The sequence below is a fragment of the Rhodococcus sp. MALMAid1271 genome (assembly GCF_049195265.1).
Lineage (GTDB): Bacteria > Actinomycetota > Actinomycetes > Mycobacteriales > Mycobacteriaceae > Rhodococcoides.
In genome coordinates this window covers 31,691-44,908 of the sequence record NZ_JBMIRQ010000037.1, presented here as the reverse complement: position 1 = coordinate 44,908, position 13,218 = coordinate 31,691, and the positions used below count along the sequence as shown (strand labels likewise).

The 13,218-nt window shown below is 59.0% G+C and carries 18 protein-coding genes; 6 read left to right on the top strand and 12 right to left on the bottom strand.

From position 1 onward, the window contains the following. On the bottom strand, window positions 1-163 hold a 163-nt coding region (locus ACOQFP_RS02725), incomplete at its 3' end, for a transposase (protein WP_421583358.1). A gap of 145 nt (window positions 164-308) precedes the next feature. Here ACOQFP_RS02725 and ACOQFP_RS02720 point away from each other — a divergent pair. Genes ACOQFP_RS02720 through ACOQFP_RS02710 form a run of 3 tightly spaced genes read left to right on the top strand, consistent with a single transcriptional unit; the run spans window position 309 to window position 2,089 of the window. Next, a complete protein-coding gene (locus tag ACOQFP_RS02720; protein ID WP_421583354.1) occupies window positions 309-875 on the top strand; it encodes an abortive infection family protein in 567 nt (188 codons plus the stop codon). Continuing rightward, complete coding sequence (locus ACOQFP_RS02715) at window positions 872-1,561, top strand: hypothetical protein (protein ID WP_421583353.1); 690 nt, start codon at window positions 872-874, stop codon at window positions 1,559-1,561. Before ACOQFP_RS02720 ends, ACOQFP_RS02715 begins: the two co-directional genes overlap by 4 nt. Window positions 1,562-1,567: 6 nt before the next feature. Continuing rightward, window positions 1,568-2,089, top strand: coding sequence for a hypothetical protein (locus tag ACOQFP_RS02710; protein ID WP_421583352.1), 522 nt, complete (start codon window positions 1,568-1,570; stop codon window positions 2,087-2,089). 21 nt (window positions 2,090-2,110) lie between these two features. On the opposite strand, the gene ACOQFP_RS02705 is transcribed toward ACOQFP_RS02710, so the two are convergent. From ACOQFP_RS02705 to ACOQFP_RS02690, 4 genes are all read right to left on the bottom strand, one after another. After that, entirely contained in the window at window positions 2,111-2,419 is a 309-nt protein-coding gene (locus ACOQFP_RS02705; protein ID WP_421583351.1) for a DUF2834 domain-containing protein, read from the bottom strand. Window positions 2,420-2,802: 383 nt separating this feature from the next. After that, window positions 2,803-3,111 carry a helix-turn-helix domain-containing protein gene (locus tag ACOQFP_RS02700; RefSeq protein ID WP_421583350.1) on the bottom strand — a complete coding sequence of 103 codons (309 nt, stop codon included), beginning with the start codon at window positions 3,109-3,111 and terminating at the stop codon, window positions 2,803-2,805. Window positions 3,112-4,073: 962 nt separating this feature from the next. After that, window positions 4,074-4,919, bottom strand: coding sequence for an RCC1 domain-containing protein (locus ACOQFP_RS02695; RefSeq protein ID WP_421583349.1), 846 nt, complete (start codon window positions 4,917-4,919; stop codon window positions 4,074-4,076). A gap of 114 nt (window positions 4,920-5,033) precedes the next feature. Continuing rightward, a complete protein-coding gene (locus ACOQFP_RS02690) occupies window positions 5,034-5,366 on the bottom strand; it encodes a helix-turn-helix domain-containing protein (RefSeq protein WP_421583357.1) in 333 nt (110 codons plus the stop codon). A gap of 51 nt (window positions 5,367-5,417) precedes the next feature. On the opposite strand from ACOQFP_RS02690, the gene ACOQFP_RS02685 reads away from it, so the two are divergent. Then, window positions 5,418-6,005, top strand: a complete 588-nt coding sequence (locus ACOQFP_RS02685; protein ID WP_008717634.1) for a putative immunity protein — start codon at window positions 5,418-5,420, stop codon at window positions 6,003-6,005. Here ACOQFP_RS02685 and ACOQFP_RS02680 read toward each other — a convergent pair. Further along, window positions 5,968-6,156 carry a hypothetical protein gene (locus ACOQFP_RS02680; protein ID WP_042939873.1) on the bottom strand — a complete coding sequence of 63 codons (189 nt, stop codon included), beginning with the start codon at window positions 6,154-6,156 and terminating at the stop codon, window positions 5,968-5,970. The genes ACOQFP_RS02685 and ACOQFP_RS02680 overlap by 38 nt on opposite strands. A gap of 69 nt (window positions 6,157-6,225) precedes the next feature. Here ACOQFP_RS02680 and ACOQFP_RS02675 point away from each other — a divergent pair, with 69 nt between their 5' ends. Continuing rightward, window positions 6,226-6,771, top strand: coding sequence for a GNAT family N-acetyltransferase (locus tag ACOQFP_RS02675; RefSeq protein WP_421583348.1), 546 nt, complete (start codon window positions 6,226-6,228; stop codon window positions 6,769-6,771). On the opposite strand, the gene ACOQFP_RS02670 is transcribed toward ACOQFP_RS02675, so the two are convergent. The 4 genes from ACOQFP_RS02670 to ACOQFP_RS02655 all read right to left on the bottom strand — a co-directional run bounded on the left by ACOQFP_RS02670 (window position 6,744) and on the right by ACOQFP_RS02655 (window position 11,258). Further along, window positions 6,744-8,024, bottom strand: coding sequence for an RNA polymerase sigma factor (locus tag ACOQFP_RS02670; protein WP_421583347.1), 1,281 nt, complete (start codon window positions 8,022-8,024; stop codon window positions 6,744-6,746). The two genes, ACOQFP_RS02675 and ACOQFP_RS02670, sit on opposite strands and share 28 nt — an antisense overlap. A 30-nt stretch (window positions 8,025-8,054) precedes the next feature. Next, window positions 8,055-8,399, bottom strand: a complete 345-nt coding sequence (locus tag ACOQFP_RS02665; RefSeq protein WP_008717629.1) for a YciI family protein — start codon at window positions 8,397-8,399, stop codon at window positions 8,055-8,057. Between the two features lie 184 nt (window positions 8,400-8,583). Next, entirely contained in the window at window positions 8,584-9,804 is a 1,221-nt protein-coding gene (locus ACOQFP_RS02660) for an acyl-CoA dehydrogenase family protein (protein WP_421583346.1), read from the bottom strand. A 44-nt stretch (window positions 9,805-9,848) separates the two neighbouring features. Continuing rightward, window positions 9,849-11,258, bottom strand: coding sequence for an acyl-CoA dehydrogenase family protein (locus ACOQFP_RS02655; protein WP_341244754.1), 1,410 nt, complete (start codon window positions 11,256-11,258; stop codon window positions 9,849-9,851). Between the two features lie 142 nt (window positions 11,259-11,400). Between ACOQFP_RS02655 and ACOQFP_RS02650 the strand changes: the two genes are divergently transcribed. After that, on the top strand, window positions 11,401-11,769 hold the full coding sequence (locus ACOQFP_RS02650; RefSeq protein WP_421583345.1) for a DUF1304 domain-containing protein: 369 nt from the start codon (window positions 11,401-11,403) through the stop codon (window positions 11,767-11,769). A 10-nt stretch (window positions 11,770-11,779) separates the two neighbouring features. On the opposite strand, the gene hisN is transcribed toward ACOQFP_RS02650, so the two are convergent. Beyond that, entirely contained in the window at window positions 11,780-12,571 is a 792-nt protein-coding gene (gene hisN, locus ACOQFP_RS02645; protein ID WP_341244752.1) for a histidinol-phosphatase, read from the bottom strand. 59 nt (window positions 12,572-12,630) lie between these two features. Beyond that, entirely contained in the window at window positions 12,631-13,122 is a 492-nt protein-coding gene (locus tag ACOQFP_RS02640; protein ID WP_421583344.1) for a beta-class carbonic anhydrase, read from the bottom strand. Window positions 13,123-13,218: the final 96 nt, after the last annotated feature.

The window sequence follows — 13,218 nt, the reverse complement described above, 5'->3', positions numbered from 1 at the left end:
TGCCTCGTTCGATGCCGTCGTCGCGGTCGGCGATCTTCAGCCACCGATGCAGACAGCCCTCGGATATTCCGAAGTCCTTTGCGATCTGACGCAATGGGGCCTCGCCCTTGCGTGCAACAGCGATGACGTCGCGGCGGAACTTCTCGGGGAACGCTTTCGGCATGGTGAACATCCTTCCACCGTGAGGAGCGATCCTCACAGATCAGATGTCAACCAAACCTGGGGCAGTCCCCAATAGTTGCTGCGGCATATATGATATATTTCCTGACGAGCTCGAAGGAACGACACGTCAAAGATTCATTTCGATCTTGACTCAACAGTCGCCGGACAGGCAGGCAAAGATTCTGCGTGGTGTTCTGGAAAAGTACCCAGCAAACAACGAATCTAGACGAAAATTCCTTCCAACTATTGAAGCCTGGGTCAGGCAGCTTGAGGGAGCGCCTGTTGTTGACAGTCCAAAGGCAATTGAGTCGATGAGTGCAGTTGTTCGACAAGCGTTGGTTGATGCTGAGAATCTTATTCGGACGAGTGGACCTGCAAGTGCGGTAGATAGGGTGCATACTGCGCTGCATGGGCATGTCAAGGCTTTGTGTGACGCTGCAGGGATAGCACTTCCCGACCGTCCGACGTTGCAGGTTGCGGTGAAGCGTCTACGTGAGAACCATCCGCTCCTTGTTCCAACCGGTGAGCGTGCTGGTGAGGTAAGTCGGATACTGTATTCAATGGCTGCGACGCTAGACGCTCTTACGACTTTGCGCAACAATGCTACTGCGGCTCACCCGAATGAGTCGTTACTTGGTGACCACGAAGCATTATTAGCGATTAATTCAGCTCGTACAGTCTTTGCGTATCTTGACTCGAAGGTGCAGGCATGAGTCAGCTCTTTAATCGAGGAGAGTTAAGCGACTATCTTTCAAGTCGGCTAAGGTCTTGTCTGGGTCGGCTGGAGGCCATGCATGAGGACGAGGTCTTAGCGAGATCAGCCGACGATATCGTCGCAGAACTCGCTGAAGCTGCCTATGTTGAGCCTGTAAAAGTTGGATCGGATGCCGTAGATGGAGGTGTGGCCGAAACGAAAGTCGAGTCATACGATCGCTTTGATGGACGGTCTTATATGATGGCTGGGCTGAAAATACATGCTGTGTTCGAGTACTCTGGCAGTACGGAAGTTCTTTACTATCGTCCGTCCACACGGATTCTTACAAGCTTCAATGCAGAAATAAGAAGTAATACCATCACAGTGAAAACCGAGCAGGCGGGATCGACCCCCAACCCGACTGCGGCCAAGGATGCTATTAATCGTCAGATCGACCAGATCAGAACTATGGCCGGGCATGCTTCTACGGACATTACGGCCTTTAACGCGACGCTTGATACTCAAATTCGACCAGCTGTTGAGCGTCGCAAAGAATTTTTTCAAAACAGGCGCGATCTAGCTGGTGCTCTTGGTTTCCCGTTGAAAAAGAGAAGCGATGCGCCCGCTCCGGTCCCACTACACCGCAAGGCTATGGGTGTCAGTCGATCAAGTTCTGCTAATCCGCGGTTGCCCTACAAAGACTAGCCGGCTTTGACCGAAGCGCAGTATGAAGATGCCGTATCTGTCATTTCGTCTGCTCTGCTCTCGATGGAGCGCACGCCGTCTGTAGTTGCGGGGAAAAATGAAGAAGATCTTCGCGATTACATTCTTTCTATGCTAAACGGCACATTCCAAGGATCGGCCACGGGCGAGACATTCGTTAAGTCGGGTAAGACCGATGTTCTAATTCGTGTAGAGGATCGACATGTATTTGTCGGTGAATGCAAGTGGTGGAAGGGCGCAAAGGCGCTCGATGCAGCAATCGACCAATTGCTCGGTTACTTACCATGGCGTGACGTAAAGGCTTCGCTTATCATCTTCATAGACAATAAGGATGCCAGCGCAGTCTTGGATAAGGTTGAAACCGCGGTGAAGGAACACTCTGCATGCAAGCGGGTCGGGAAAGCATCGTCAGATGGCACAAGGCGACGAAATTTTGTTCTTGGTCACCCCGAAGATCCTGAGCGGGAGATTCAACTGGCTGTCATGTTTGCCGTCGTAGACGCAAAGTAGATACTGACTCCACCGTGCACTTTATTTCGCTCGTGCATCTTGGGCTAGCAAAACATACAGAGGCAAACTACAGCTAGGTCCGATAAGCAGTGATGCGGCTATCGTGTAGTAGCGCTTACTTCCGAGAGACTTGTTCGTGATGCTCAATGCGATCACCACAATGGCGCTAATGATTACATCTAAAGCGAAAAACGTTGAACCATACGACGCGAACACTTGCTGGAGCAGTAGCGGGATGTCTAATCCATGTTGTGCAATGAAGGCTATGAGAATCGCGTACGGAACTATGGCTCCTATTACGGACAGTGCTATAAGCGTGGGTCTATTCATAGTAGCTATAATATCAAATTATCGCATCTGTGTACGGCTAAACTTTCATTGATTCAAATGCACACCTTGCAGTCGAGTCTGAACTTCTCTGTTTAAAATACTAGAACGAGCCTTCAAAAAGAGGGTGATTTTCTGGGGGGGGGGGGGGGCTTTCCTAAGAGCACTTATGCAAAACCCCCAACCAAAGAAACGTACCACTTCATCAAAATCATCACCACGAAAACCTTGCAACATTAGCGTTCGCGCGGTGCGGCTAGAGAACCCTGATCTCGATCGGTTTGCCCGAGCTGTCCTTGAGATTGCTATCTTGGAGGCCGAGAAGGCTGCCGATATTGACCAGAACGATAAGCTCGACTGGCCAAGATTGCCTAACTAGCCCTGGCTCAGTACCGTCCGCCCCATGGCCGAACCGTTACCTCTCGCTCGCGCAGTACCTTGAGAACTGTTGCCTTCCCGATGCCAAGCTCCTCGGCAACCATCCGACTCGTCGACCCGGTCTCGTACAGCTCCACGACACGATCCTTCAGTCGTTCAGTCAGGCGGGTGCGGGTTCGCGGCCGACGATCGTCTGTACCAATAAACGTAGTGGCGTCTTGTCGAGCATTTACAGTAGATGTGTGAGCAAGATCACTGTATTCGCTCAAGTTAAGTTGCTCCAGCGCTACCAAAATGATTATCAAACCCAAAAACATCCCTCTGACCAGGGGTGTTTTTGTGGTTCTAACATTGTCATCTTCCCTTGGTGGGCACTTCGTCGAGATCCGTGCAGGTCCTGATCAGGGTGGGAAGGTTTTGAACCGCTAATTGATGGGTGCAAATCGGAACACAAATCAAACGATGCTACCTCTCTATGGTTGCAGGTATTGTATGCAAAGTCTGGATAATGTGGGCCATAAATGCTTGACAAGCTTGTGCTATTTACAACGATTACTTAGAATGTGTTGATTATGAAAGTTTTTGGCAGTATATTGGTAAATAATCAACTATGTTAACGTAGTCGGTGGAAATTCGAAAGTTATAACCTGTTGCGACGTACTTTGACCGAAGGATGAAGGTTATCTTAACCAAAACTGCAGCAGCTCGAATTTCAATAAGGAGGCATACTCATTCTCCATGAGAGCCTCCTTTTCAATTATTACGTTAATCGCTTTATTTGTAATCTACTCAAAACAAAAACACCGATCGTGATGATCGGTGAGATTGCCTTAGACCGAAGGATGAAAGTACAAGCACACTTTCAAAAAGTCGTGCCGCGCAAGCTATGCTTGTATGTTTAGTTTAACGCGCGGGATCCGGCGCCGTCAAGAGTTTTGAATACATAATTTATACAAAAGTGGTGTTTTTCTGCATAAAACGCGCTAAAATTGCGTGTTTATGCACATTTTTGACTTTCTGGGGGGGGGGGGGCTATTCTAAGAGTACTTATGCAAAACCCCCAACCAAAGAAACGTACCACTCCATCAAAATCGTCACCACGAAAACCTCGCAACATTACCGTTCGCGCTGTGCGGCTAGAGAATCCCGATCTCGATCGATTTGCCCGAGCTGTTCTTGAGATTGCTATCTTGGAAGCTGAAAAGGCTGCCGGCATCGAGCAGAACGACATGCTTGACTGGCCGAAATGAGCGGTCGGCTGTGCTGAACGTACGAGAAACTACTTATTCCTCCAGTTTATGACGTCACATTGGCCAAACTCATTGTTACCCGTAGCTACGACGCTGCCGTCAGCTTGAAGGCCGAGTGTATGCGCGCATCCTGCCGCGACTGCGACGATGTTGCGCCACTCAGTGACGTCACATTGGCCGAATTCATTCCAGCCGGTAGCAGCCACGGTTCCATCAGACCTAAGCCCTACGGTGTGACTACTTCCGACTTCAATGGAAATAATATCGTTCCAAGTACTTACCTCGCACTGATCTTCATTGTTGTCTCCTGCAGCAACAACGGTTCCATCCGATCGAAGTGCAACCGTATGAAGATATCCTGCACCGATGCCGACAATGTCGCTCCAGTCACTTGTTTCGCATTGACGGCGTCTGTTGTTGCCAGTCGCCAATACTGTACCTTCGGACGTGAGGCCAACGGTATGCCAGTCACCGGCTGAGATCGCTGTGACATCTTGCCAATCTTGTACGTCGCATTGTCCCTCAGCGTTACGGCCAGCGGCAAGCACTGTGCCATCTGCTCTCAGTCCCACTGTCCGACGCCAACCTGCGGCAATAGAAACGACATTCTGCCAATCGGACACGTTGCATTGGCTGTCATTGTTCCATCCAATGGCAAGGACTTCGCCGTCTGCGGTGAGTCCAACTGTGTGAGCATTTCCAGTATTGGGTGCCATATGAACATTGCCGACAGCGACTTCGACGATGTTTTCCCAGCTACCTGCATCACATTGTCCACTCTTATTGTCGCCGCAAGCGATAACCGTTTGGTCGTTGCGGACAAATACGCTGTGCCGCCTGCCTGCAGCAATCTTTTTGTATGCTCGTGTGCTCATTGCCACTATTATACCGCGATTTCAATTGCGCTCGGAAGTTTCCATAAGATTTGCGGCTTCTCATCGCTGCGGAAATACGACAAGGCTAAGTGTAGTAGCGTCGGGATCTGTCTTTCAATACCGTCCGCCCCATGGCCTAACAGTTACCTCTCGTTCGCGCAGTACCTTGAGAACCGTCGCCTTCCCGATGCCAACCTCCTCGGCAACCATCCGACTCGTCGACCCAGTCTCGTACAGCTCCACGACTCGATCCTTCAGTCGTTCGGTCAGGCGGGTGCGTGTTCGCGGCCGACGGTCGTCTGTGCCAATGAACGTAGTGGCATCGGGTCGAGCATTCACCGCCGATCTGTGAGCAAGATCACTGTATTCGCTCAAGTTAAGTTGCTCCAGCGCTACCACTGCAAAATGGTCCAGGACATGTGTCCTGGGCCATTTTTGTGCTGTCATATCCGTCATGATCCGATGTGGCGTCCCGCCGTGCCTACGGAGGCGAGTCCGATGATTCTTCCTTCCGTCCGAGATCCCCGACTGATCACCGTGCACCGAGGCGGCCTGCTGTCCGACGCCGACCATCGAAGCCTGGCGCTGTGGGCAGCCGAGTGTGCGAGCCACGTGCTCGGCTTGTTCGAGGGCGTCGAACCGTCGGACAGCCGCCCCCGCGACGCGATCGATGCCACCCATGCGTGGGTGCGCGGCGAACTCGCGATGATGGCGACCCGCGCCCTCGGCGGCCACAGCATGGGCGCGGCACGTCCGCTGCGCGGTGCGGCCCGCTTCGCCGCGTACGCGGCCGGCCAAGCAGCATGTGTGGCCCACGTACCCGAGCACGACCTCGGAGCAGCGGCGTACGCCATCAAGGCGGTTCGGGCTGCCGCTCCTGCCGGCGCAGAGGGAGTCGCGGGTCGCCGAGAACTCGAGTGGCAGAGAGATCGCCTACCGAGCAGTGTGCGAGAGCTCGTTCTGGAGGATCAGAAGAGACGCAACAGTATCTGCTGGTACGTATTCGAAGACCGACACGCCGGATCTTCTCGTGTGCAAGTCGCCGGAATCAGTCCGAGACCTGCTCGCGGGCATCGTCGGTGGTGACTGTCTCGGGGTTGGCGTTGTGAACAGTGTCGTCGGAATCGTCGGCAGTGAGGTCGACCGTGTCTGCGCCCTCGAGTGCCGTCAGTTCCTGCTCTGCCTCCGCGATGAGGCCCTTCGTGTTCTCTTCGATCTTCTTGACCCACTCGGCCATGACGGTCACACCCTTCACTCGATCGTGTACCACCGGTCTACCAGACTTCTTCCCCCTAGGATCCACGGTGTGCGAACACGAACCTCGCGACTCGATCTCGACGAGCCGCTCATCACGGATCTCGATGCGATGTATGCGATCTGCAGCGACCCGCAGTCGTGGACCCACTTTCCCAGCCTTCGGCATACCGATCCCGGTGCAACCGAACGAATGTTGCTGGGCTGGGTGGAGCAGTGGCGGCGGGATGGATTGGCCACGTGGATCATTCGTGAGCGCGGCAGCCGCACGATCAGTGGCTACGGCGGGTGCTCGAAGCGGCAGAACGCCTTCTGGAATCTCGGCTATCGCCTCCATCCCGACGCGCAGGGCAACGGATACGCCGCGGAGATGTGTGAGATCGCAGTCGAGTGCGCGCACCGAACCGAACCCGAATTGCCGATCGTGGCGTACCTCCTCGAACACAACGTCGCGTCGGCGCGAGTGGCCGAACGCGCGGGTCTGGAGCTCATTGCTCGCGGACCCGATACCGGCAACCCGGATCCGAACGCAATTCGTCTGGTGTACGCGGATCGACCGTTGCGCGCCGATCAGCTGGAATCGGTTCTGTCGGCCTGATCGACACCGCCGTTCACCTCGGCCAAGCGACGGTGAAGCAGTTGTTTTTCCGGTGCGGTTCGGGCGAAATCCAGTGCCCGTCGATAGTGGACCGCTGCCTCGTCGAGTCGTCCGAGCCGTTGCAGCAGATCGGCTTTCGCCATGGGATACGGGTGATAGCGGCGCAGCGAGGGCTCGTCGGCAAGCCGGTCGAGCTCTTGCAGACCCGCGGCGGGGCCGTCGCACATGGCCAGCGCCACCGCCCGGTTCAGTGCAACGATCGCGCTCGGTATCAGAGTGGTGAGCACGTCGTAGAGGGCCAAGATCTGCGGCCAGTCGGTGCGGTCGGACTCGAGTGACTCGTCGTGCACTGCGGCTATGGCTGCCTGCACGGCGTAGGGACCGCTCGGGCCACCCCCGAGTGCCTCGACCACGAGCGCAGTACCTTCGGCGATGAATTCGGCGTTCCAGAGTCGACGGTCTTGATCGGCCAACAGCACGATCTGGCCGTCGGGCCCGATCCGAGCGGCGCGTCTGGCGTCGATCAGCAGCATCAGCGCCAGCAGCCCGCTCACTTCGGTCTCGGCGGGCAGTGCCGTGTGCAGGAGCCGACCCATCCCGATCGCTTCGTCGACGAGATCGATTCGCCCGACCCGCTCACCGGACGTCGCCGAGTACCCCTCGGTGAAGATCGAGTAGACGACCCCGAGCACCATCGGCACTCTGTCCGCCAACTCGTCCGGCCCCGGAACACGGAACGGGATGTGCGCGACGCGAATCCTGTTCTTGGCTCGCACTATTCGCTGAGCTGCGGTGGCCGGAGGGATGAGCAGCGCCCGGGCGACCTCGGCGGTGGAAAGACCGGCCAGGCATCGAAGCGTCAACGCCAGGCGGTCATCGGCAGCGAGAGCTGGGTGCGCGCACGTGAAGAACAACTGCAGACGGTCGTCGGGCAGAGCGTCGTCGAGTGAGTTCGAGTGAGCTGGTTCGGCTCGATCCGAATCCGCTCGAAGCACTGCCAGTTTCGCCGCCAGAGTCTTGTCGCGGCGCAGGCGATCCACCGCCTTTCGGCGGGCGGTGGTGAGCAACCAGGCTCCGGGTCGGGACGGAACGCCATCGATCGGCCAGTGTTCAAGGGCCGATTCGATGGCGTCCGACGTCACTTCCTCAGCGAGGTCGAGGTCGCGGTACCGCTGAACCAACGAGGCGAGCAGCACCGAGCGCTCGGCTCGGAACACCGATTCGATCGATCGATGGGCCTCGGACTCGTTCATCGAGAATCGTGCAGGTCGGAATTCGGCTGTTCAGAACTCGGCAAGGGGCCGCACGATCACTGCGCCGCCGTCCTTGGAACCCGGGCATCGGGCCGCCCACTCGAGCGCAGCGTCGAGGTCGGGCACGTCGATCACGTCGTAGCCGCCGAGTACCTCGTGTGATTCGGCGTACGGTCCGTCGGTGACGGTGCGCTCCCCGGTGCCGGGATCGACGCGCACCGCCGTGGCAGTGGTGAGATCGGCCATCGCGTGCCCGGAGACGAACACGCCCGCTTCCTTCATCTCTTTCTCGTAGGTCATCCAGTCCTCCACACTGCTGCAGCCCGGTGCTGCTCCGGGCGCGGTGTCGGCATTGATCAAGAGGATGTACTTCATGGTGCGCTCCTGGTGTCGGTACGTCGGAGTCACGGCGTGTATCGCCGTACACGATGACGACGTTCGACAGGCCACGATATCGACACCGGTGCCGGAATTTTCTTTCTGACGCACGAAAACGGCACCGGACGCGAGGTCCGATGCCGTTTCGCGGATACTTCTCGGCTCGACGACGAGCCAGGTGTCACTTCAGCTCTGCCGACGACTTTCCGAGTACACGACGAGCAACGATCAGCTGCTGAATCTGCTGCGTTCCCTCGAAGATGTCGAGGATCTTGGAGTCGCGGCTCCACTTCTCGAGCAGCGGGCGCTCGGAGTACCCGTAGGTACCGGCCAGTTCCACTGCCTTGAGAGTGATGTCGACCGCAGAACGACCGGCCTTGGCCTTGGACATCGAGGCCTGAAGCGAGTTGGGCTCCTTGTTGTCGGCCATCCACGCCGCGCGCAGTGCGAGCAGATGAGCTGCCTCCCAGTCGGCTTCGAGGCGCAGGAACTCTGCGGCCGCCGCGTGCTGGTTGTAGGCGGGGGTCTCGTACGAAACCTCGACTCCGGCGTCCACCAGGATGGACCGCAGCTCTTCGAGTGCTGCCCGTGCCACGCCGATGGCCATGCCGGCCACCAGGGGGCGCGTGTTGTCGAAGGTCTGCATGACGCCGGCGAAGCCTTTTTCGACGTTCACCTCGGCGGTGCCGAGCAGGTTGTCCTTCGGAATGCGGCAATCCTCGAGCAGCAATGCTGCGGTGTCGGAGGCCTTGATGCCCAGCTTGTGCTCGAGGCGGGCAACCGACAGTCCCGGTGCGTCACGCGGGACGACGAACGACTTGATGGCCGCACGACCGAGAGACTTGTCCACTGTTGCCCACACGACGACGTGGGTGGAACGCTCACCGGCCGTGACGTAGATCTTCTCGCCGTTGAGTACCCACTCGTCGCCGTCGAGCACGGCCGTGGTTGTCACCGCAGCGGAGTCGGAGCCGAACCCGGGCTCGGTGATGGCCATCGACGCCCACACCTTGCCGAAGCGCTCGAGCTGCTCGTCGGTGGACACTGCGGCGATGGCAGAGTTGCCGAGTCCCTGGTAGGGGATCGACAGCGTGAGGCCGACGTCGCCCCAGCAGGTCTCGATCACGTTCACCAGAGCGGACATGTTTCCGCCGTTGGCGTTCGCGGTCTTGCTGGGCTTGGCCGACTCGCTGTCCTTTTCGCGGCCACCGGCGGCTCCGCCGATCTGGCCACCGGCGTCGGACATGCCTTCGACCATCGAGGCCATCGTGTCGAGCTCGACCGGGTACTCGTGCTCGGCGAGGTCGTACTTGCGGGAAATGGGGCGGAAGATCTCGGCAGCGACCTGGTGAGCCTGATTCGCCTGCGCCCGAAGCTTCTTGGGAAGTTCAAGATTGATCATCGTATGTGTCCTTGGGTGAGTGCCATGGAATTCGGGGCGGCAAGCTAGATGAGAACGATGCCCTCGGCGACGCCGACGGACCGCAGATCGCGGTACCAACGCTCGACCGGGTGCTCCTTGGTGAAGCCGTGGCCGCCGAGCAGCTGCACACCGTCGGAACCGATCTGCATGCCCTTCTCGGAGGCGAGTCGACGCGCGAGTGCCGATTCACGAGCGAACGACAGTCCCTGCTCGGCTCGCGAAGCGCCGCGCAGCGTGACCAACCGCATGCCGTCGAGTTCGATGGCGATGTTGGCGACCATGAAGGCGACGGCTTGCCGGTTGCTGATCGGCTCGCCGAAGGCAACGCGGTCGTTGACGTAGGGGACCACGTAGTCGAGGACGGCCTGACCGGTACCGACGGCCAACGAGGCCCAGCCCAGACGCGCGAGGCCGATAGCGGCGCTGTACTCGGCGGCGCGCTGGTCCGCGTCCCCGTCGCCGAGCAGAGCCGACTCGGGCACGGCGACATCGGTGAGGACCAAGCGGCCGAGACCCGCTGCGCGCAAGCCCATGCTCGGGTCGGCCTCGACCACGAGTCCATTGGAGCCGGACTCGACGATGAAGAATGCCGGACGACCTTCGAGTTCGGCGGCGATGATGAACAGCTCGGAGCTTCCGGCGGCGGGCACGAGGCTCTTGACGCCGTTGAGCTTGTAGCCGCTGGGGGAGCGTACGGCCTTGGTCTGGAGTGCATACGGATCGAACAACGCGCGGGGCTCGTTCACGACAACGGCGGCGTTGGGTACCTTCTCGCCGACGAAGGCCGGGAGGTACGTCTTCTGTTGCGCGTCCGTTCCCCACTGCGTGAGGGCCACGGCCACACCGCTGGGCGCGAGAATCGGCAGTGCCAGGCCCATGTCTCCGTGCGCGAGTGCCTCGGCGACCAGAGCGTTGGTCACGGCTCCGCGTTCGGTGGCCGCGCCGTCGAGTTCCTCGGGAACGTTGATCAAGGTGATGCCGAGCTCTGCCGAGCGGCGCACCAGATCTTCGGGTGAGGACGCATCGTGGTCGGCGTCGAAGGCGGCCGGACGCAGAATCTCCTCGGCGAACTCCTTGACCGTCTCGACGATCATGCGCTGCTCGTCGTCCGGGGTCAGATCGAAGTAGCTCAGATTCTTGGCGGCACCGTCGTCGAGACGCTTGGGCTTACCGCCACCGGTGACCTTGGAGAACGTCCGATTGGCCGCGCCGAGTGTCTTGAACCCGGTCTTGGTGCTCTCGTACGTCACCCTGTCGATGGTCTGACGGAGGTTGTACTTCTCCGCCAGTTCCGATCCGGTGATCGCAGTCAGAACACGCATGGCGGTTCCGATCGCGTCTCTCTTGAACGGATTGAGGCCAACCGCTGAAGTATCGCGGGGCACCTTCGGATGCTGCGCGTCGACCACACTGTCTTGCTTGCTCATGATCACCAGTTCCTCGGCATCGGTCACGGACCAGATGAATCTTACTCCCGAGTAAGTTAGCTGTCTACTATCGAGTAAGTTTGCGTGGCGCACGACACCGAACCCCGAGTTCGTACCCTCCGGCGCAGCTGTGTGTCAGGCTTGTCCCGTGCATCCGACAGCTCAAATCTTCGCCGCACTCGCAGCGGCGCTCCACGTCGTCATCTTCGTCATGGAGAGCGTCCTGTGGTCGAAGCCGGCCGTATGGTCCAGGTTCGGGCTCGCGAGCCAGAACGATGCCGACATCACCAAACCCATGGCCTTCAATCAAGGCTTCTACAACCTGTTTCTCGCCATCGGCATCGTGGTCGGTATCGTCATGGGCGGATCCGCGGGTGACGCCATCGTCTACTTCGCATGCGCCAGCATCGTCGGCGCGGCGCTCGTGCTGGCCACCGGTGGCGCAAAGTACTTCAGGGCCGCCACAATTCAGGGGATCACACCGTTGATTGCACTGGTACTGGCCGCAGTGCTGTAGAGACCCGAACTCAGGATTCGGGGGACAGTCGGCGCAGTGCCTCGCGCTGCAGCAGACCGTTGGTGGCGACCGCACTGCCGCCGTGCGGACCGGCAACACCGTCCAGTGCGGTGAAATCGCCACCGGCCTCGCGAACGAGCACGTCGAGCGCGGCGAGGTCCCACAGCGAAACCTCGGGCTCGGCCGCGATATCGACCGCACCCTCGGCAACGAGACAGTACGAGAAGAAATCGCCGTACCCGCGTACCCGCCACACGGCGTCGGTCAGATCCAGGAACCGGTCCCGAGCGCCACGGTCGGCCCAACCCGACAGGCTCGAGAAACTCAGGCTCGCCGAGGACAGTGCATCGACCTTCGAGACGGAAATCCGTCGCCCCGCGGCCCCGTCCGAGGCCGTCCAGGCCCCCAGGTCTCGCGCTGCCCACCAGCGGCGCTGCAATGCAGGCGCGCTGACAACCCCGACGCGGGGTATTCCATCGTCGAGCAGTGCGATCAACGTTGCCCACACCGGGACGCCCCGCACGAAGTTCTTCGTCCCGTCGATGGGATCGACCACCCACTGGCGGCCGCTGAACGTCGCAGTGCCGCCGTATTCCTCGCCCAGCAACGCGTCGCCCGGACGCTCCGAGCCGAGTTCTGCGCGAATCATCGTCTCCACGGCCAGATCCGCGTCACTGACGGGTGTGAGATCGGGCTTGGAATCCACCGAGAGGTCCATGGCCAGAAAACGTCGACGGGTGATCGCGTCGGCCTCGTCGGCGAGTCGGAGGGCGAGAGAAAGATCAGCGGCGTAATCGGTCACCGGAGAAGACTATCGCCGTGCACGCGGCCTCTCGCATGTGGCGACCAGTGTCCTCGGGCCTATCCGCCGACTTCGTTCAGCTTTCCGGTGGCCACATCGAAGACGAAGCCTCGAATGGATTCGTGCAAGGTGACGAACGGACTCTGCTCGATGCGTGCCAGCGACCGGCGAACATCACTGTCCAGATCGGGGAATGCTTCCGCGGCCCAGTTCGGCTCGATTCCGGTCTCGTCCCGCAGAGCCTTCGCGAACTCGTCGTCGGTGAACGTGAGCATTCCGCAGTCGGTGTGATGGATCAGGATGATCTCTTTCGTGCCGAGCAGGCGCTGGCTGATGGCCAGCGACCGAATTTCGTCGTCGGTGATCACACCGCCCGCATTCCGGATGACGTGGGCTTCACCGTCGGCCAATCCCAGGATTCGATAGACGTCGAGTCGAGCGTCCATGCACGCCACCACTGCGACGTGCTTCGACGGCGGCAGCGGCAAGGGGCAGTCGAACGTCGCGGCATACGCCCTGTTGTTCTCGAGGTACTGATCGGTGACGGTCATACGGGGCTCCTGTGTGCTGCGGGTGTGGCCGCCGCCGAGCGGTGGCAGGCGTGTCGAGATGCGAATATGTCGATGATCCGAAACCTAGTGGCCGAC

Excerpts from the sequence above, each read along its gene's own strand:
- ACOQFP_RS02715 (WP_421583353.1), top strand. The coding sequence starts at position 872 with ATGAGTCAGCTCTTTAATCGAGGAGAGTTAAGCGACTATCTTTCAAGT.
- ACOQFP_RS02705 (WP_421583351.1), bottom strand. The coding sequence starts at position 2,419 with ATGAATAGACCCACGCTTATAGCACTGTCCGTAATAGGAGCCATAGTT.
- ACOQFP_RS02700 (WP_421583350.1), bottom strand. The coding sequence starts at position 3,111 with ATGTTTTTGGGTTTGATAATCATTTTGGTAGCGCTGGAGCAACTTAAC.
- ACOQFP_RS02695 (WP_421583349.1), bottom strand. The coding sequence starts at position 4,919 with ATGAGCACACGAGCATACAAAAAGATTGCTGCAGGCAGGCGGCACAGC.
- ACOQFP_RS02690 (WP_421583357.1), bottom strand. The coding sequence starts at position 5,366 with ATGACAGCACAAAAATGGCCCAGGACACATGTCCTGGACCATTTTGCA.
- ACOQFP_RS02685 (WP_008717634.1), top strand. The coding sequence starts at position 5,418 with ATGATTCTTCCTTCCGTCCGAGATCCCCGACTGATCACCGTGCACCGA.
- ACOQFP_RS02680 (WP_042939873.1), bottom strand. The coding sequence starts at position 6,156 with ATGGCCGAGTGGGTCAAGAAGATCGAAGAGAACACGAAGGGCCTCATC.
- ACOQFP_RS02670 (WP_421583347.1), bottom strand. The coding sequence starts at position 8,024 with ATGAACGAGTCCGAGGCCCATCGATCGATCGAATCGGTGTTCCGAGCC.
- ACOQFP_RS02665 (WP_008717629.1), bottom strand. The coding sequence starts at position 8,399 with ATGAAGTACATCCTCTTGATCAATGCCGACACCGCGCCCGGAGCAGCA.
- ACOQFP_RS02660 (WP_421583346.1), bottom strand. The coding sequence starts at position 9,804 with ATGATCAATCTTGAACTTCCCAAGAAGCTTCGGGCGCAGGCGAATCAG.
- ACOQFP_RS02640 (WP_421583344.1), bottom strand. The coding sequence starts at position 13,122 with ATGACCGTCACCGATCAGTACCTCGAGAACAACAGGGCGTATGCCGCG.